At 62.0% G+C, this 18,412-nt stretch carries 11 protein-coding genes; 6 read left to right on the top strand and 5 right to left on the bottom strand.

From position 1 onward, the window contains the following. Positions 1–392: 392 nt before the first annotated feature. The 5 genes from HHL11_RS30130 to HHL11_RS30110 form a co-directional block, all read right to left on the bottom strand. Positions 393–1,220, bottom strand: coding sequence for a DUF7281 domain-containing protein (locus HHL11_RS30130; protein ID WP_169422361.1), 828 nt, complete (start codon positions 1,218–1,220; stop codon positions 393–395). After that, complete coding sequence (locus HHL11_RS30125) at positions 1,220–2,461, bottom strand: hypothetical protein (protein WP_169422360.1); 1,242 nt, start codon at positions 2,459–2,461, stop codon at positions 1,220–1,222. The genes HHL11_RS30130 and HHL11_RS30125 overlap by 1 nt, the downstream gene beginning before the upstream one ends. Further along, entirely contained in the window at positions 2,458–3,117 is a 660-nt protein-coding gene (locus HHL11_RS30120) for a hypothetical protein (protein WP_169422359.1), read from the bottom strand. The genes HHL11_RS30125 and HHL11_RS30120 overlap by 4 nt, the downstream gene beginning before the upstream one ends. Continuing rightward, the gene (locus HHL11_RS30115) at positions 3,114–6,815 is read right to left on the bottom strand and encodes an ATP-binding protein (protein WP_169422358.1); all 3,702 of its coding nucleotides are present in this window, start codon (positions 6,813–6,815) and stop codon (positions 3,114–3,116) included. Before HHL11_RS30115 ends, HHL11_RS30120 begins: the two co-directional genes overlap by 4 nt. A gap of 160 nt (positions 6,816–6,975) precedes the next feature. Then, the gene (locus tag HHL11_RS30110; RefSeq protein ID WP_169422357.1) at positions 6,976–8,979 is read right to left on the bottom strand and encodes a DNA recombination protein RmuC; all 2,004 of its coding nucleotides are present in this window, start codon (positions 8,977–8,979) and stop codon (positions 6,976–6,978) included. A 124-nt stretch (positions 8,980–9,103) separates the two neighbouring features. Here HHL11_RS30110 and HHL11_RS30105 point away from each other — a divergent pair, with 124 nt between their 5' ends. The 6 genes from HHL11_RS30105 to HHL11_RS30080 all read left to right on the top strand — a co-directional run bounded on the left by HHL11_RS30105 (position 9,104) and on the right by HHL11_RS30080 (position 18,343). After that, positions 9,104–10,012 carry a helix-turn-helix transcriptional regulator gene (locus HHL11_RS30105; protein WP_169422356.1) on the top strand — a complete coding sequence of 303 codons (909 nt, stop codon included), beginning with the start codon at positions 9,104–9,106 and terminating at the stop codon, positions 10,010–10,012. Between the two features lie 715 nt (positions 10,013–10,727). Beyond that, positions 10,728–11,969, top strand: coding sequence for a DUF6361 family protein (locus HHL11_RS30100; protein ID WP_169422355.1), 1,242 nt, complete (start codon positions 10,728–10,730; stop codon positions 11,967–11,969). Between the two features lie 70 nt (positions 11,970–12,039). Next, entirely contained in the window at positions 12,040–13,854 is a 1,815-nt protein-coding gene (locus HHL11_RS30095; RefSeq protein ID WP_169422354.1) for a phospholipase D-like domain-containing protein, read from the top strand. After that, positions 13,851–16,901 (top strand): DEAD/DEAH box helicase family protein, encoded by a 3,051-nt coding sequence (locus HHL11_RS30090; RefSeq protein ID WP_169422353.1) that lies wholly within the window; start codon positions 13,851–13,853, stop codon positions 16,899–16,901. Before HHL11_RS30095 ends, HHL11_RS30090 begins: the two co-directional genes overlap by 4 nt. Before the next feature lie 433 nt (positions 16,902–17,334). After that, a complete protein-coding gene (locus tag HHL11_RS30085) occupies positions 17,335–17,682 on the top strand; it encodes a hypothetical protein (protein WP_169422352.1) in 348 nt (115 codons plus the stop codon). Between the two features lie 43 nt (positions 17,683–17,725). Next, a complete protein-coding gene (locus tag HHL11_RS30080) occupies positions 17,726–18,343 on the top strand; it encodes a DNA-binding protein (RefSeq protein ID WP_169422351.1) in 618 nt (205 codons plus the stop codon). Positions 18,344–18,412 lie beyond the last annotated feature (69 nt).

Genomic DNA, 18,412 nt, shown 5'->3' with positions numbered 1-18,412 from the left:
ACACGGAAGTTCCAATCGCGGCCGTGCGCGGGACCGGCCACCGCCCCAATGAGAAAGGCCCTCGCAAATCATCGACTTGCGAGGGCCTCGAATTGGTGGGTGATGCAGGGTTTGAACCTGCGACCCCTGCCGTGTGAAGGCAAGAGTTTCACTTCTTCCCACGTTCCTCAAGGTTCCCGGGCATTCCCTAGAACCCCCGGTTTCTTCAATTAAATCATCAACTTAGGAACCAGTCAACGGCCCTGCGCAAGCCGAGAGTTCCCGACGATTCCCGGTCTTGCCCGATTGGCTGTGGCGCAAAATTGGCGCAAGAGTCGGGTTTCTATCCAGCCTGGCATTGCCGCGTTCAAAGGCAGAGTCGTCGCGGAGGAAAATTGCGTCGCGGCTCCCCATCATTCGACGTGAACCATCCGCTCCTGTGTCACGGCACTTCGGAGCCTCTTCATGAGCGCCCAGGCGCTCACGATTTCCGGATGCCCTGCCGCCTCCAGCGACCGCGCGTACTGACCCACTTGGCTGTCGAACAACTGCCGCCCGCGCGGTGTGTCAGCGGCCCTCTCCAGCCAGCTTTTGCTGGGAAGGACCACGCGCTCAAGCCTGTCTGGCGGCAAGGAATTGACGATGCCCAACCCCGCGGGGTCGAAGTCAACAAATCCCCAAATCGGCTCGCTGCGCGACAGGACCACTTCCGCCACGTCCTTGTTGGCGAGTTCCGGGTCCCCCCGGTAAACAGCGAGCACGTCCTGTTCGCCTCGCCCAATCCAGGTGTAGGCCTCCAGTCGTCGAAACGACTCAAGGTTCTCGATCAGCATGAGGCGATCACATGTGACCTCGGAGGCCTGTTCTGGCGTTAGCACAATGTAGGCGCCTTCAGGTGCAAAGAGCTCATGGCCGTCCAGAAGGCACCGACCGAGGCTTTTGACGGCGACCGAGTTCGCGTGTGGCGCGGAGCTGAAGTCCTTCTCGGACATTCCGCCATAGACGGCCGAATCCGCGCGCGTGGCGCCGGGGCCCAAAGGTGTGACAGGTAAGTCGTGTGCGCGAAGAAGTCGCTCGGCCATGAGGAAGTGGACGTCGGTGTATTCCACCCGGTTGCCTAGAGACACGCCAAGACTGTAGTGCTCGCTGAAGAAGAGCGCGTAGTCGCCACCCCGCCTGACGGCTGGCCGCCGGCTCACCAGGCGCTGCAAGAAAGCAACTTGTGCTGCACTGAAGGCCATCACGCCACCTCAAGGATGGGCAACCCTCGTACTTCGATGTCTTGAAACTGCTCGTTTATAGGGAATGGCTCGAGTTCCGCGTCGTCGTCGATGAAATCGACCGGGAATCCGCTTCCCCGCAATTGCAAGCAGGAATACATCAGCCACGCCTCGTCCGGCATGTCGGCAAGCTCCGGACGGCCGGTCTTCCAGCGAAGGAGCGAAATCGGCTCGCTCGTCGCGGCCACCTCCGCGACCAAGTCGTGCAGCGCCGCCTGGTGTGGCTCCTGCAGCTCCTCGATCTCGGCTTCGTCTTCCTGCAGCAGCTGCGGGCCGGGGTCGGCCTCCACAGGCTTGGCAACGACCGCCTTCGGCATCTTGGCGACGGCCGCAAGCAGCCCATCGCGCACCTCGGGGTACGTATCCGTCACGTCCGGCTGCGGCCGCAATAAGAAGGGCTCAGGGCGAACTAAGGCTGGGTCTGCACTCTCGTCGAGGGTCACCTCCCAGCCATCCGAGGTACGGTTACGCGCTAGCCAGAGTGCGAATCGGGAAAGACGCTTGACGCGCACTTCCATGAGCTTCGCCTCGAACAGTCGCTTGCTGATAACAGCCTGCGCATCCTTGATTTCGGAGGTCCACTGCAGGCGCTTGGCGCCCAGGCGACGCGTGACCAACTGCTTCATGTGCGGCAGTCCAGCCGCGATGGCTTCATCGGACACCATCTCCACGAACCCGTCGATGGCCTCCACGTCCTGCAGGAAGTGCCTCACCTGCTGGGCGTAGTACCTGTTCTGCCGCAGCTTGGTGCCGAAGTCGTCGACGTTGCCGTACTGGGTGGCTATGAGCGAATGCAGCAGGCGCAGGTTGTTCTCGATGGCATAGGCCATCTCCACGACAGACTCGTCGAAGGCAACCTGCAGCCGGATGATGTCCTTGCTCTTCGCGCCGGCGAGCTTCAGCCGGCGCAGCTCGCGCCACTGCTCCCGGGCCTGCTGCATGGTGCCAGACACCCGGCGCAGGGCCTGGAAGGCCTGGTAGCTCGTGAAGTAGTCGGCGATGAACTCGCGCAGCCGTGGGTTGAGGCGGTAGCTGTCCTCGTCGTAAGGCTTCAGGACGCTCAGGCCGGAGAGAGCCTCGATGCTGGCATTGCGCTGCCTGTCGCCCCCGGAAACCGAGCCCTCGAAGGCCTCGGCCACGAGGTCAGCATGCTTCGCAAGTCCGGCCAGGAGCCTCTGGACCTGTTCGCCGCGCTCGCTCACGAGCTCTCTCCCGAATCGGCGTTGGCCTGGTCGACCAAGTCGTCATCGACCTCGTCACGGTCGTCGACTTCAGTGTCCGGGATGACCTTGTTCTCGTCCAGGAACTGCAGCACCGCGTAGAGCTGCTCAATCTTGCCCGTGACCTCGTACGCACCAGTGTCCTTGTTGGCCAGCACCACATAGCCGTCCTTGGCCAAGTGCTCCATCATCCTGCGCAGGTTCTCGTGGTTCGTGTTGCGCATCGCCGCGTTGGTGATGACGCCCAGGAGCCCCTTGAGCTGAGACTCGAGAGTGCTGGATTGGGCCACCGCCTCCTCTAGCTGGTACAGCATGATGATTTCGCCGGGCGTGAGCTGCACGCGGCTTGTGTCCGACTGGCGAATGAGGTCCAGCGTGAGAACGGCCGGGCCGTACTCGTCTCGGAACTTGAGCAGCTCGTTCTTGACCTGCGTGACCTGCTTGAGGCCAATGCGTTCATAGGCCATGAAAAAGGCGCCCTCCTCGCTCAGGCGTGCGGTGCGCATCCCCAGGGGCAGCAGCCAGGCGTCCACCTCTTCGCGCTCGGCGACGTCCTCCAGCAGGAGGAACTCGGGTCCATAGCGGTGCGGACAGATGTACTCTCCGGCCAGCAGGAGCTTCAAAACTTGTGCGTTCACGACACTGCCTCCCCTTCTGCGGGCCTAGATGCCTGTGCCTTGTCGGCGCCCACCACCCTGGGTCTGTATTCATGGATTCGGCCGCGGTCCTGGAACAGGTAGCGGCGCGCGAACATGGCTTGCTGCGCAGCGCCCAGCTCCGGAGATGCGGTCACTACGTCGATGCGGTTGTCCTGCAGCATGCGCATGAGCGCAGTGAAATTCTTCGGGTCGAACTTGCCCACTTCGTCCGTCACCCACGGCACGTGGACCGGCTCGGAGCCGCGGATGGTGTTGAGCAGTGCCGTCATCAGCGTGATGAGCACCAGGGAGGTGAGCCCCTCCGAGGAGATATTTTCCAGCTCGCTGGACCGCTTGAACTCCTTGTGCAGGCCGTTGTCGGTGACGCTGCCGCGCAAGGTGATATGCGAGGACAGGTTCACTTCAACGTTGCCGTCGGAGCTGAGCACGCTCATGAAGTCGCCCAGGGCCTGCGCCGTTTGGTCCGGCGGCAGCTCGCGGGAGTAGTCCTTGCCGTATTCGTTGGCGTGCGCGCGCAGGATGTCGTCCATGCGCGAGAGCTTCTTGTAGAAGCCCAGATTCTCGAAGTTCGTGATGATGTCCAGCCGCAGGTCCTTGATGCGCTCAAAGCAACGCACCTCGGTCAGTCCTGCCTGCAGCCGGCGGTTGAATACGGAGACTTCCCTCTCGAACGACTGAATCGCCTTCTGGAACGCGCCGATGTTGGCCAGCAGCGTCTTCAGCGTGATGTTCACGTTGTTGGCAACCTGCGGGCCAATGAGCTTGTAGCAGGTGCACAGCTCGGAAGCGCGAAGGATGTCGCTCTCTTCCACCCTCTTCAGACTCGCCTCCACCAGCTCCTGCACGGCGTTGTCCCGCCCGGTCAGCTGTTGGCGCAAGAAGCTGTAGTGGTTGTGCACGGTCTCCTCGGCTGACTTCAGCGTGGTGCGGTCCGCCCGCACCCTGCCGCGCAGGTCCTTTGCTGTGGTCTTCGCGTCGATGGCCGACACCCCGGAAGCCATGTAGCTTTCGAACTCCAGCTCGAGCTCCCCCAGGATTGCCAGCTCCGCGTCGATTTCCTCCGCGCGCTTTTCCTTGGTGGAGACCGCTGCCTGGTACTGCTCCGTGACCTTCTGGGCGCGCTGGTTGAACTGGGTAAGCTTCTCGGCCTGTTGCCGCGCTTGTTCCTGGGCCTGTTCGGCGGCGAACTTCAGGCCGGCCAAGGTGGTCGGGCCGCCGGCGTCCATCCATGCGCGCCAGCGCTCCACCAGCGCCAAATTGTTCTCTCGCGTCTTGACCTCAATCGCGATGGCCGAAGCCTCGCCCTTGAGCGCTTCTAGGCGCTTGACGTCCACCCCCTTGGACGCGAGGTGCTCCAGCAACTGCGCGTCGTAGGCGGCCAGGGTCGACTTCAGGTCGGCGGCGAGTTGCTTGATGCTCTCGTCGATGGCCCGGATGGCTTCGTCCTGCAGACTCTTGGCGTCGGTTCGCTGCTCTCCATGGGCCTTGGCGATGCCCGTCAGCTCCTCATCGGCTTGGGTGGCCAGCGCGCGCTGCTGGGCTCGGACCGCGTCGATTTCGCCCTTCAGCCGCGCCAGTTCCGCGACCGCCTTGGACGTCGCTTCCTTCTTTTCGGATTCGACCCGCTGGCGAGCAGCTGCCACCGCGGTCTTGAGCTCGCCAGTTTGCCCCTCCAGCACGCTGCAGCGAGCTTGCTTCAGCCGGGTGGCCTCTTCTGCGTCCTTCAGGGCGCGGGCCTTGCCCGCCAAGCCGTCCTGCAAGGTCTGCAGGTGCGCCAGCGACGCGGACTGGCGCGATTCCGCAGCTTCGACCGCCTTCCGCGCGAGCTCGTCGTCCGTCCAGTCGGGTGCCGCGAGGACGCCCGTGTTCAGTTGCCAGCCGTACAAGGTTTGGGCGGCCTCCTCGACAGCGGCTGGGTCCAGGTCATCCCGGTCCAGCAGTTCCGGACGCATGACCTTGGCCAGGTTGCGCTTCCAGGAGTCGTCGGGGTGGGAGTGCAGCGCTGCCAGCAGGCTGCCCGGGTTGGGCGCCAGCAGCAGGCGAGCTGCCTTGACACCAGCCTCGGCGGTTTCCAGGTCCCCCTTTGCCTTGCGGACAGCGTCCTCGTGGGCGGAAAAGGCCCGTCGAGTGTCGCCTTCCGCGCCACTCGCTTCGGAATAGGCCTGGGTGGCCCGCCCGTGCTCCTCCATGTGGGATTGCAGGCGGTCCTGGGCCTCCTGGACGTCCTTCAGCGCCGCCTCGGAAGCCGCGGGCGCCTTCTGGCGCTCCTTCCAGTTGCCCTGCTCTTCCAGCAGCGGTTCGAGGGCGACCTCCAGGTCCAATCGAAGCTGCGTGTGCAGCGCCGAGGCCTCCATTTTCGCAGTCGCTTCCGCTGCCCCGATTTGCTCGAGCGCCTTCACGTAGCGGTCACGGTGAGGCTGCTTGCTTTGCTCCAGCTGCAGGCTCATGTTCGAGCAGGAGGCGGTTGCCTCCTGCTTCAGGCGCTCGTACTTGGTGGTGGCTTCGCCGTGCTCGGCTTCAGCCGCTGCGGCCTGGTCCTGCAGGTTCTGCATTTTCAGGCGCAGCGTCGGCAGCTCCTGCACCTTCTGCTCCCAGGCGCGAGCACCATGCTTTTCGAAATACTGCGCCTCAGTGGCCTGCTCTTCGTACGTCTGCCGGCCCTTGGCAGCCGCACTGCTGGCGTTTGCGGACGCCTCCGTGAGGCCGACGCGCTCTACCAGTTGCTTCGCAATCGCGGCGTCGTGCTCCTCGACCAGAGCATCGATGGCCTTTGAAACTTGGAAGCGCTCCCCGTCGCGGAAGTCCTTCAGCGCAGCCACATCTGCGCGGCGGGTGCGGAACCGGGCCACGGCCGCATGGAACGCCTGAATATCGCCTTCCAGCTCGGTCACTTTCGGCGCCAGCTTGAACGCGTCCACGCAGGCTTGGCGGGTCTTGAGCCAGAGGTCGATTTGGCCCTTGCCCTGCTTGAAGGTTAGTTTCGCCCGCTCGGCACCAAGTCCCAGGTCCTGCTGCACCAAGCCAACCGCGACCTGCACGATGTCGCCGAAGTTGATGTGTTTCTTCACCATGGCCGCCACAAGCCGGTCCAGGTTGTTCAGCGGACGGGGACCGAAGGACCACTCCAGCGCGTAGCGGCGCAGGCGCTCCTTCTCCTTGCTGGTGGCCGGCGTGCGCAGGATGACGGAGCGGTACTCCGCGGTCGTGAGCTTCGAGGTGGTCTGTATGTCCAAGCTCGTCGCCGCCAACTGCGTCCGGTCGTCGTCGAGAAACTGGCCATACTCGACGAATAGCTCCTTACGAAAACCGCAGCGATACATGCGGTAGAACGGCACATCCGGCTCGTCGGTGCGCCGTCGAATGACCATCAGGCGCAGGTCATCTTCCCTATCGGAACCACGCTGGTACTCGAAGGCGATAGCGCTCGCGTCGGTGGGAAGGATGAAGCGAATCATCGCCTCTTGCCCCTGGCCACCAGAGACAATTTGACTCGGGAGATGACCGAAGAACAGCGGCAGGATACGCAGCGTGGTCGTCTTGCCGACGCCGTTGTCTCCGAGGACAGCTGCGCCACCCCGCGGGTCTATCGCGGTAATGCGCCCGCTGGGCACGTGGATGTTTGTACCCGCATTCACCAGCACCATCCGACGGAGCTGGTATTTCGCTGTTTCCTGCATCTTGTTTCCGTTCCTCAGCGTCTGCCTAGCCGCCGTTTGACACCAAATCCTCGAGTCCTTTCAACTCCAAGCCCATCGCTCGGCCAATCACCTCGTCAATAGACCACTCGAATAAATTGCGTTCGCGCGTGATTCCGTTTTGAACCAGCCACTACTCTGGTCAAGAAGCGACGTCGCGGTCCTCATCCAAGATAAGCAAATCGCCGGCATCAAGCGCTGGAGGTGTGTCGGCAACGGGAAGCTCCTGAACGTCGCGCAATTTCCGCTGGACAGCCCGCGTCCGGACTCCGACCTCGTCGAATTTCTTTGCCGCAGCGTCAATCGACTTCTTCGTGGCATCAACGATGTCGCCGAACTTCTGGAACTCCGTCTTGACGCTGCCAAGAATTCCCCAGACCTCGGATGAGCGCTTCTCAATTGCCAAGGTGCGAAATCCGAGTCGCAAGCTGTTGAGCATAGCCGCGAGCGTCGTCGGGCCTGCGACGACAACCCGGTGCTCGTTCTGCAGTGCCTCGACCAGACCGGGAATTCGTGCGACCTCGGCGAAGAGGCCTTCGGTGGGCAGGAAGAGGATGGCGAAGTCCGTGGTGTGCGGAGGGCTGACGTACTTGCTGGAAATCTTCTTTGCTTCGGCCCGAATGGAAGACTCGAACGCCCCGGCCGCCTGCTGAATGACCGCCTTCTCCATCGTCTCGTGCGCGTCGAGAAGCCGCTGGTAGTGCTCGACCGGATACTTGGAGTCCAGGGGCAACCATACAGGAGCATCGTCGGCCTTCCCCGGCATCCTCACGGCGAACTCGACGAGGTCGTTGCTGCCAGGAACAGTCTTGACGTTGCGGGCGAATTGCTCCGCTGTGAGCAAGCTCTCCATGATGGCGCCAAGCTGCACCTCGCCCCATGTACCGCGAGTGCGCACGTTCGTCATCACCCGCTTGAGGTCGCCCACGCTGCCCGCGAGGTTCTTCATCTCACCTAGCCCGACATGAACCTGTTCGAGGCGCTCGCTGACCAGCTTGAAGGAGTCACCCAATCGCTGCTCGAGCGTCGCGTGAAGCTTCTCGTCGACGGTCCGCCGCATCTCCTCCAGCTTCTCCGTGTTGTCCTTCTGAATGGCGGCCAACCGCTCATTCATCGTCGTACGAAGCTGCTCCGAGTTGGTCTGCGAACCCTGCGCCATAGCAGTCAGTTGCTGGCCGACCGCATCCTGAAGTGTCGAGAACTGGTTCCGAATCTGATTGCCGTTGCCCTCCAGCTGCTCCTTCATCGCAGTCGACATCACGCCGAGCTGGTTGGTGATGTCCGATTTGAGGGAATCCAGCGTCCCACGGGTTGCCGCGGTCAAGGCCTCAAAACGCTCCTGAATGCGCGCCTCGAACGCAACAGCGCTGTCGGCCAGAGCCTGACGAGACTTCCCGGTCTCCTGTGCGACCGTACCTAGGTGCACGGCCATCTCCGTTCGGAAGGTAGCCAGTGCCTGGGAGGTTTCTGTGCGGGCGTTCGCGGCATCGATCTGTGCTTGCGTGAGCAAGTCCATCAGGGCTTTGCTCGAGGCGTCCAGACGGCCCACGAGAGCTGTCTGCAAGGTCTCGAACCGTGCACCCAGCGCCGTATCGAAAGAACCAAAACGCTGGTCCAGCTTCGCTTCGAATACACCAAACGCATTGGTTAGCTCAATGCGTCCGCTTCTCGCTTCGTCAAGCGTCTGCGCCAATTTCTCATCGACAACCTTCCGGCTCGTCTCGAGGCTATCCATGGTTGTCCGCTGCAGCTCGATAACTCGCTCGCCAACGCTGGTTGAGAGCGCCGCCACCTGATGCCCAAGCCGTCCCTCGAACGCATGGAACGCCTGATTGAGCTCCGAACGTCCATTTCTGGCCTCCCCAACCGTGCGCTCGAGCTGTTCATCAAGCGAAGTCTTTGAGACCGCCATGGCCGCGGCGGTGGCCTCTGTAAATCCTCGCAGCTGCTGCTCGATACGCTGCATGCCCCCTTCGTTTCGCGAGACGGCCTGTACCAAACCTTGGGCGACCTGCTCTAGGAGACCCAGCCGGGCGCTGAGGTCTGCGGGGGTCTCGAACTTTAGCTTTCGCAGCAATAGAGCGAGGAGCAATAGGGTCGGAACGATGCCCAGTGCGAGAAGGATGAAGAAATGGGTCTCAGTCATAACCGAATTCCGAAGGTAACGCGCATGCCGGTTTTCCTCCACATGAAAGGCTACTAACTATGCGAATATACTATACGCGCATAGTTACTGTTCGCAAAGGGCTGGTTTTTGGTACCATGTCCTCATGACTGAGGAACCGAATACGGCCGCGGACACCACCAGCGAGCCCGGCGCAGAGAAGTCACTGCGCTGGAGCCAGGACCGCCGCCTGGAGTTTCTGGACTTCCGCCTGCGCTGGGACGGCCGCATCAACCGAAGTGACCTGACATCCTTCTTCGGCATCTCCATTCCCCAGGCGACCAATGACATCAGCAAATACCTCGAGCGCGCTCCAGGGAACGCTTCCTATGACCGCAGTACGCGCATGTACATCGCGCTGTCTAGTTTCAAGCCGCTGTTTCCAACCAATGAGCCTGACCGGTACCTCGACGAGCTCCTTGCGCGTACTACCGGCGTGGTGCCCAGCGAACTGAGTTTTCTCGGGTGGACGCCCTCCACCGTCACGGTACCCACTCCCGCGCGCCGACTCCGGCCGGACACGGTGATTGCAGTCCTCACCGCCATCCGGCGCGGCGTGCGCTTGAACGTCACCTACCAATCGATGTCCACCCCGGAACCCTCGATTCGGATGCTCTCACCCCACGGCGTCGCATTCGACGGCTTCCGATGGCACGTCCGGGCCTACTGCCACTTGCGCCACGAATTCCGCGATTTCGTGCTCGCGCGAATTCTGGACGTGGAACTTGTCGAAGTAGCTGGGACCGCCGGAAAGGACGATGCAGCTTGGCATCAGGTGGTGAACCTTGTCCTCGCTCCAAACTCTCGGCTGCCCAAGGCATCGAGACGCGTCATCGAACTTGACTACGGCATGGAGAACGGAGAAGTCATTCTGGAATGCCGCCAAGCAGTGCTCTTCTACACCCTCAAGCGGCTTGGCCTACTAGACTCCGACACCGCCAATCTGCGGGGTCAGCAAATAGTTCTGCGCAATAGGGCAAGCGTCATGAAGCTCCTCCCGCACGGCGGCACTTGATCGGCGAATCTATTTGTGACGGAAGAACAAGCCGAAGCTGATCTAGCTCCGAATCAGGTCCGGTTCTACGTTAGGTTCGCCGTAAGAGCAGACCGTCTCAGGGGAGTCGGCGACTTAGCGGTCAGCTTCCCCGGGGCACGCACCCGGTTCACATCATCACCCCTCCACTTCACGGCAGATTCGGGCCCGCCAGAGCGAGACCCGGTTTGCCGGCATCTCCCGATGCAGCGTCGCTGGCCTGCTTCCAGTGTTGGAGCGACGGTGCGGCGAGCCTGCAGCGCGACGTGAACAATAAAAGTGGAGACCAACGCACATGAGAAGTCGTACGCCTACCGAGAGGACTGTCGAGACATCAGCCACCTTCAACAGTTGCACCATCACTTGGGCAGTGATGGCCGACCGACAACTTGGATCCCATCCGCTGCAGCGGACTTCCGCTTCAGACCGGGGGCCGGTCGGTCAGGTTGGCGCTTCCCACTGTAGGCGGCTCCTGATACCCGACATCGGGCGACAGGCGAGACGAGCGATCGCCATCGGCCCGATAGCAGACGTACATCGCGAGGTCAAACAAAGAGCATCGCGGCGAAGTCTTTGTGGAAGACGCTCAAGGCGCTATGTACTTGGAGATGCTCGAGGCCAATTGACCAGGAGCAAGGAGGAGCTCGCGCTATAGTCCTAAAGCGACCCGGAACTGAATGGAGGAATCAGGAGGGAGATGGCAAAAACACAAAACTTGATCGGATGGGTGCTCGTTTCCAAACAGGACGTCGCCCACGCGGAACGCGCGCTCCTGGACGAGGTCAAGGGCGTCCGCGATGAACTGGGCATCTTGCAGCTGCACCAAGTGATCTCGGACACGCTGTTCCCGGGTACCTCAGTGCTGCACACCAGGTTGCGCTACGCGCTCTTCGTTCCGTGGATGCTCAGGCGCGCGGCCGAAGAGTCTCCGCGTGCTCCTGCCAAGGCGCTCGAGCGGCTCGAAGTCCAGCTGACCAAGGACCTGATTGAGGGCCTCAAGGACTCGTCCGACACGGACGGGGTGATCGGGCGAAGAAAGTCGCCCGAGCCCGCCGCTCAGCCGCCTTCATTCTCGTATTGGACTGCGCTGTCGGCCTGGCGCATTCTTTCTCCCCGATTGAAAGGCCTGACCCGGCGGCAAGTCCTGAGCCATATGACCGAAGCAAGGAGCGCTGAGAAGACCGGGGTTAAGGATGAACAGGGGCGCGTGCTTTCGGAAGCGGCAGCCGCTTTCACGGGCCTGCCTCAAGAGCCCGCCGGTTTCTGGGAATCCAAACCCACGACATTTGTGCTGCGGCGGCCGGAGGCCAACTTCCTCAAGGGGCATCTTGCAGCAGTGCGTGCCCCTGATGGCGGAGCAAGCCTGTTGTCGCGGCTGGCCGAGGCCGATCGTGCGCCGGGAGCGTCGATGCCGTGGCTGGACCCTGTCGTACACGCCGCGGCTACCCAGCAACATCTTCAGTTCCTTGACTTCGCACGCAAGTGCTCGTCGCTAGGCGGAATCTGCAGGGGCTTGTACCTGGCGATGGTGGAACAGCAGGCTGCCCGCGCCGGCTTCGGGGAAGCCGGCGCGCACCGCGATCACCTGCAAGAACTGCTCGACGAGCATCGAGACACAGCCTTGCAACTGGATTTGAGCCAGCTGGCCGCGCGCGGCATTCATTTCCACGCCGACGATCCGCTGCCGGCGCTTTTTAGCGACACCCAGAAGTGGTTGCGCCTTTGCCGCACTAACATCGAATTGCTGCTGCCTTCCTACAAGCAAACCGAAAGGTTCCGCAAAAAGGGCCGTGCTCGATTGGGTGGCACCGACATCTCGAGGGCCCGCCTGGCGCTGTGGGCCGACAAGGAGTCGGGCGCTCATGCCGAGCCCCTGCACTTTAGGTGGAAGAACGTTCGCCAGCTTCTGACCGACCTGCATGCCGCCCCGAAAATTTAGCCCGCCCGCGAAGCCAGATTCGCCCGCCCAAGCAGACCTCGGGGTTCGCAAGCACCTGCCATCGGTTCCCTTGCTCGCGCATCTCGAGCCTCCTGAAGGTTGGCAATTGGACCGCGCGCTCTGCGCAGCATATTCCGCGCACCCTGCAGTCCTGTGCGCCTTGCTGCTGGCCATGATCAACCGGAGCAAATACTCGGGCAAGGGTTCTCGGGTCGCCTTGGTCCGCGCGATGCGCGCACTCAGAGGCAAAGTTCATTTCATGCTGCAGGAGGGGCGCCTCGCCGTGCCTCCCGGACTGGACGCACTGCCCGCGATGCTGGACCGTTTCATCGTGCCGGTGCCCTATGACGAAGCCGGACATTCCGGCAAATCCTGGCACCCCAAGGTGTGTATCGCCCGTTACCGGCCGGCCGACCCAGGCCTGATCAAGCAAGGCGAGCCTCCGTACCACTGGAGACTCTGGCTTGGCAGCCGCAACTTCACCAAGGATGACAGCTGGGACCTGGCTCTCTTCCTGAGCAGCGCCGTCAAGGGCGGCAGCACCGTGCCCGGCGTCAGGGAGGTGACAAGCCGTCTCGCGCACAAGGCGGCCCAGTCCGCCGCATGGGCTCCATTGCTGGATGAACTGGACGGCGTCACGTGGGACGTGCCGCGAGGCGTTGAAATCAAGGGTATCAAACTGCACTTGCAACCCGATGATTCGCGGCGACTTCCGGCGCTGCCGGCGTCTCCCAAAAGCGTTCTGGCCGTCGCGCCCTTCCTGGATGTCACCAGCCTCAAGAAGCTGGCCGAGAGCACGGGTAACGCCGATCGGTCCCTGGTCTCCATACGCCCCTCGCTTGAGGACGTAGCGCGCACCACGAGCAAGACCTTGGAAACGTTCACCAATCTGTACGAACTGGCGCCCGTCGATGAGGACGCGCTGGACATCGAGGACGCCGACAGTCCGGGCCACGACCAGGACCCGGAAGCCCGGGGCCTCCATGCCAAGTTTCTTTGGGCCCGGTATGAGAAGACCGACGTCTTGTACTTGGGAAGCCCTAACCTGACCGCCCGCGGCTGGGAGCGCAATGCGGAGATTCACGCGCACCTGGAAATCAAGCGCGGCAGTCCGGCTGCCACGGCTCTTGCGGAAGGTTTTGAAGCCTTCAGGCAACGCTGCCATCGGGTGGAGCCCGGTTCGCTGAGCAAAGGCCCAAAGCCCAAAACCTCCGAGGATGTTCTGGAGGACATGAGAAAACAGCTCGCCGCCACTCTCGCGCTCAAGCAGAAATTTCGAGCGGACAAGGCCGTGTTGGTTGTCACGCACACGCCGGTGGTACTTAAACATGGCGCGCGCATGAAGATTGGCCGGATGAGCGATGCGCGCATTCCTTGGCCGCAAGCTGCAAGCGAAGTCATTCTTCCAGTCGTGGAGATAGAGAAAGAGAGCGAGTTGCTGCATATCGAGCTGACTCTGCAAGGAAACTCTCTTCACTGGCTGCAAAGCGCGCCCTTTGAAGGCGGACTGCCCGACGCGCGCGACGATGCATTGGCTACGTCTTACCTGGGACTTTCGGGGCTTCTGGACCTCTTCGCGGACGAACTGGAACTGCATGGTTTGCCGGAGGTCGATCGCGAGCCATGGGACCATCTTCCTTCGGAGAAAGACAGGCAACGAGGCAAGTCGCGGATGCTCGGCTTCTCTGTGGAGTCCGTCCTAGCGGCCTGGCGGCGGGCGGGGAAAGCCGGGCCTGAGGTGATCCAGCGGGCAACCAAAGTTCTGGACCTAGCCGCCGCCTATGACGGCGCGAGTACCGCCGATCGCGCGGCCGTACGGCAGCTAAAGTCTTTGCTAAAGAGTTGGAGCGCTGTTCAGTCGGCGCTGGGAGGCTCGCAAGCATGAGCCGAAAGCCAAAGGCCTTTCAGAAGCAGACGATCAGTCATGTTTCGGCGATTCTCAACGAAGGTTCGGCACGCAGGTTCTTGGTCGCCGATGAGGCGGGACTGGGCAAGACCATGGTGGCGCGCGGCGTCATCCAGAATCTGGCCGATCTCAAGCGCGGCCGACTCACCGTGTTTTATGTGTGCAGCAGCCAACCTATTGCGTCCCAGAATGCCGATTCGCTCCTCTCCTTTCTGGACAACGACAAAGAGATTGCCAAGGCGCGCGCCAAGGCCGACCGGCCGAGCCTGCTGCCGCTGAGCGAGCTTCCCTCGCATCGCGAAGTCCGCCTCTTCACGCTGACACCGATGACCATGTACTCCGGAGGCCGCCGCGGCCTGCAGCGCGGCCACGCGCTGGAGAGGGCGTTGGCATGCGCATTCCTGCACAATGTGGTCGGCAAACCATTGCAGCGAGTGCAGAATCATCTGTCGATGGGCGTTGGCGGATTCGGCGACATGGTCCGGCGATACCGGGCGGATTTGGCCGCGAAGGTGGCCGAATCAGACGTTGACACCAAGCGCTTTCTCAAGGCGTTTCGCCTTGAACTCATGATGGCGCTCAAGGTGTCGCGGGGGCGGCTTTGGGAGGTGCTGGAAAGCCTGCGCCAGGAGCGGCCTGTCGTGATGGCCTCCATTGTTCGCAACGTCATGGCAGCAGCGGTGCTACGTGCGCTCAAGCCCGACCTTGTCATCTTTGACGAGTTCCAGCGGTTCCGCGAACTGATGGCGCGCGGCGATGGCGACCTCTCCAAAGACCTTCGAATGCACGGGTCTCAACGGCGGATCATCGATGTGGTCCTGGCGCGTGACGAGTCCGTGAAGCTGCTGATGCTTTCCGCCACACCGTATGAGGCGCTGACAGCAGGCGTGGGGGCACGGCATCGACACGAAGACGGCGACAGCGATTTTTTCAGGATCGTCGACTTCCTTTTCGAGCACCACAACCAGGGCGCCAGCCACCGCAGAAAGATCCGTGAGCAGTTCAGCCTGATGGAAGCGGAACTCAGAAAGAGTGCCTATCGATCGGCAGAGCTAGCGCAGGCGCGCGACGAACTAAGGCGCATGCTCTTAAAGGTGATGTGCCGCACGGAAAGACCGCCCCAACAGCGCCACGATCTGCAGATCGAAGCACCGGCTCTCCTGCCTGCTGATCTGAAAGCGTTCGGCGAGCTGGCCACCTCCATGGACAACGGCGTCCAGTCCTGGGCAGTGCCACTATGGGCATCCGTGCCCGCGCCTATCCAGACGCTGGGCTCCAAATACAAATGCTGGAACAACACCAGCTTCAAAGGAACCCAGCCCATCATCAAACGCAAACAGGTCGATGAAGGCGTGATTCCGCGCAACTGGCCGCATCCGAAGCTGCGAGGCATGCTCGATGCATTGCCGCCAAAGACCCTGGCCCTCCCATGGATCAGACCCTCGCTTGAATGGTGGCGCAGCCGAGGTCCCTGGGCGGCCGCGAATACATCGAAGCTGGATGGGAAGCTGCTGGTATTCAGCCGCTTTGCTGCCACACCCGGCGCGGTATCCGGCCTGGTCAGTTACGAAGTCGAAACGCGCATGCTCGGCTCTCGGCCCACGGGCAAAACATATGAGTCGGTTGGCAAGGCTTCGCACTTCAAGGTTAAGGCGGACGCACCCGCGCTCTTCACGCTGTTTTTCGCAAGCTCCTTTCTCGCCTCACTAGACCCTCTGGCCAGCGGATTTCCCCGCACGGTTTCGGCCGCAAAAAATGCCCTCTGCCGCCAACTGCGCGCCCGGATCAATGCCGAGGTGGTGAACAAGGTCAAGCGGCCGCTCATGAAACCTCATGTGCTTCTCATCGCACTGGAGAAGCGGCAACAGACTTGGCCTGCGGCACGCGATGCTTGGGTGAAAGCGCTCGCGGCGGGCGGGTCGGTATCGAAGGCGGCCGCCCTGTCGGCGGTGCGGGACTGGGAGAACAAGGCCAAATCGGACTTCACTGCACTGTCGCAATCCGAATTCGACCTGTTAGTCGACCTCGCGCTGGATCTGCCTGGGGTTGTGGTTGAGCGGGCGTTGAGGCGGCATTGGCCCGGAGCGCGCGATCAGCGCGAGACGATCCAGATGCTGCTGGTCAACGGGTTTCGCCGGTATTTCGACAAACCGTGGTTTGCATCATCACTGGCCGGCAACGGAAGCGGCGCAGCCACCGAAGGCAGCAAAAGGCCCAAGGACTATCCGTCCGATCTTCGTGCAGCGGTGGTCGCTGGCAATCTGGAATCCGTGTTGGATGAGCACTTCTGGACCATGTCCAATTCCGGCAAAAGCTGGGATGAAGGCATCGAGGAGCTCACGGATGCGCTCAATGTCTCCGGTGGCCGGTCACGCCTTCGCGAGCGGGGAAAAGGCACCCTGCGGATTGATCTGAGATGCCATGTCGCCATGCCGTTGCACCCGGCAAAGTCGGATGCCGACAGCTTGCCGGGAGAGCGTCCCGCGCGTCCCGACCAGGTTCGCCATGCATTCAACAGCCCCTTTTGGCCGCACGTGGTCTCCACCACCAGTGTGGGGCAGGAGGGCCTGGATTTCCATACCTGGTGCAGATCGGTGTGCCACTGGGACCCCGCACGAGGGCCAGTTGAACTTGAGCAGCGGGAGGGGCGTGTAGCCCGCTTTTCCGGCCTGTCGATACGCTTGGCGCTGGCACAGCAGGCAACGCTGGATCAACGCGAGAAAGGCGAAAGTCCATGGAAAGCCGTGGCCAGATGGGCCACGAGCCTCGAAGATTCGCACACCCAGATGACGCCTTGGTGGTGCGTGGATCAGGCGACCACAGTTCAATGCAATTTCGCACCGGCAGGCAGCAGGGAGCACCAGCAAGGCGCAATGCTGGAAAGGGCTCGTGCGCTCTACAGAATGGTTTTAGGGGCAACGAATCCGGGCCCTCTCCTGGAAGAACTCGAGGCCGACGACAACGTGACGCCTGACTTGGCAGCGACCGCAGCAATCAACCTGCGGCCGCCGCCGCTTAGTAGCTGACGCTGCAATAGGCATCCAATCGCGCCTGCCTGTATCGCATCCGGCCGGTCGAAGTTTCCACGTAAAACGCGACGAACCTCCGACGCGAGGAGGTCGACCACTTGAAGACCTGCGCTGCTGGCTGAGTCGTGCACTGGTCGGCGATCTTTGCTCTGACGAGGGCCGCGTTGATTCGGCCTTGGCCAACGCGCCTGACCTCTGAATTCACCATCAACCTGTCGTCGAAACAACGCAATGGACTGCCTCGCATCGACGGCGGCTTGGACACCAAACCTTCCTAGCACAAAAGAGAGGTGATTCTTAAAGGGTGTGGAGCGCAACGCAGGACGAAATGGGTCGCCAGAACTTTTCGCTCCTTACGATGCCACCCATCCGGCACAGCGTGAGTTTCATCTGCATAGTCACGTTGTGTTCGTGCTGAAGAGCGCACCAGATGTTTGACCAAATCGCCAGCCAACTCGCTACGGAACCTTCTGCCCTCGCTCCGGCCAGCCCGCCGGACTTGGGAAGCAAGGATCTCCTTGCGCAGATCGTCTCTCGCCTTGAGCAGGAGGTGCCGCCGGGACCGTACGTGCCGGACAAGTGGCTTGCGCAGGTCTTGGGCATCAGTCAAAAGACGCTGATCAATCGGCGCGGTAACAAGCACAAACGCGACCAGTATCCGCAGCCGCTGCACCTTGCCGGAGGTCAGGGCGGCGTCCATGTCAGACGCGACCTCATTGATTGGATTGCTCGCGAAGAACTGCGGGCCAGGACGCGTCGCGTCCACAAGTGCCAGTGAAGTGCGGCCCGCCAACTACCCCTCATATCCTGGACCAGTCTCTATGACCTCCGCAATCGCCACACCGAAAAGTGTTTTTGACGCAGCCGACGAACTGCACGGTAGCGGCCAGGCATTGACCATCGACGCCGTCATCGCCAAGATCGGTGGCGGCAGCAAGAGCACTGTTGGGCCCCTTCTCGAAGCGTGGCGACTGAAGGGAAAGCCCGGCATCGAGCCGATGCCGGAAGGCCTGGAGGTGCGTGCGCGAGCGCTCGCAAGCGCCATCTGGTCCGAGGCTATGTGCAAGCTGGAGCCCAGGATTGCTGCGGCCCGGAATGAGTTCCGTGTTGAACTCGAAGCGCGCGATCTCGTCGTTGAACGGGCGCTCGAGCAGATTCGCGCAATGGAAGCCGACGTGCAGCGCCTTCATGCAGCCCTGGAGGCAGAACGGATGCGCTGCGCTGGGTTGCTGGCTCGCCTTGAGGCGGCAAGCGCCAACCGCGAAACCGAACAGCTCATTTCGGACCTTGAGAACGCCCGTGCCGAGTGTGCTCAACATGCGAGGACGAATATCAAGCTTGCAGCGGAGAATGCGCTGATGCGTGAGCAGTTCGCCATGATGACGCGACGGCAAAGGCGTCAGTCCAAGGCCCCGTCCCCCCCAAAAAATCCCGAATAGCTTAGGCCCGACAATGATGGGGACACAGGGCGCGGCCGGTTCGCGCCAAATGCGCTTGGGCGTCGCCCA

It is taken from the genome of Ramlibacter agri (assembly GCF_012927085.1).
GTDB classification, from domain to species: Bacteria; Pseudomonadota; Gammaproteobacteria; order Burkholderiales; family Burkholderiaceae_C; genus Ramlibacter; species Ramlibacter agri.
The sequence above is the reverse complement of the archived record's forward strand: the minus strand, read 5'-3'. Positions and strand labels throughout refer to the sequence as shown.

Coding starts and splice junctions, on each gene's coding strand:
- HHL11_RS30130 (WP_169422361.1), bottom strand. CDS start 1,220: ATGGCCTTCAGTGCAGCACAAGTTGCTTTCTTGCAGCGCCTGGTGAGC.
- HHL11_RS30115 (WP_169422358.1), bottom strand. CDS start 6,815: ATGCAGGAAACAGCGAAATACCAGCTCCGTCGGATGGTGCTGGTGAAT.
- HHL11_RS30110 (WP_169422357.1), bottom strand. CDS start 8,979: ATGACTGAGACCCATTTCTTCATCCTTCTCGCACTGGGCATCGTTCCG.
- HHL11_RS30105 (WP_169422356.1), top strand. CDS start 9,104: ATGACTGAGGAACCGAATACGGCCGCGGACACCACCAGCGAGCCCGGC.
- HHL11_RS30100 (WP_169422355.1), top strand. CDS start 10,728: ATGGCAAAAACACAAAACTTGATCGGATGGGTGCTCGTTTCCAAACAG.
- HHL11_RS30090 (WP_169422353.1), top strand. CDS start 13,851: ATGAGCCGAAAGCCAAAGGCCTTTCAGAAGCAGACGATCAGTCATGTT.
- HHL11_RS30085 (WP_169422352.1), top strand. CDS start 17,335: ATGTTTGACCAAATCGCCAGCCAACTCGCTACGGAACCTTCTGCCCTC.
- HHL11_RS30080 (WP_169422351.1), top strand. CDS start 17,726: ATGACCTCCGCAATCGCCACACCGAAAAGTGTTTTTGACGCAGCCGAC.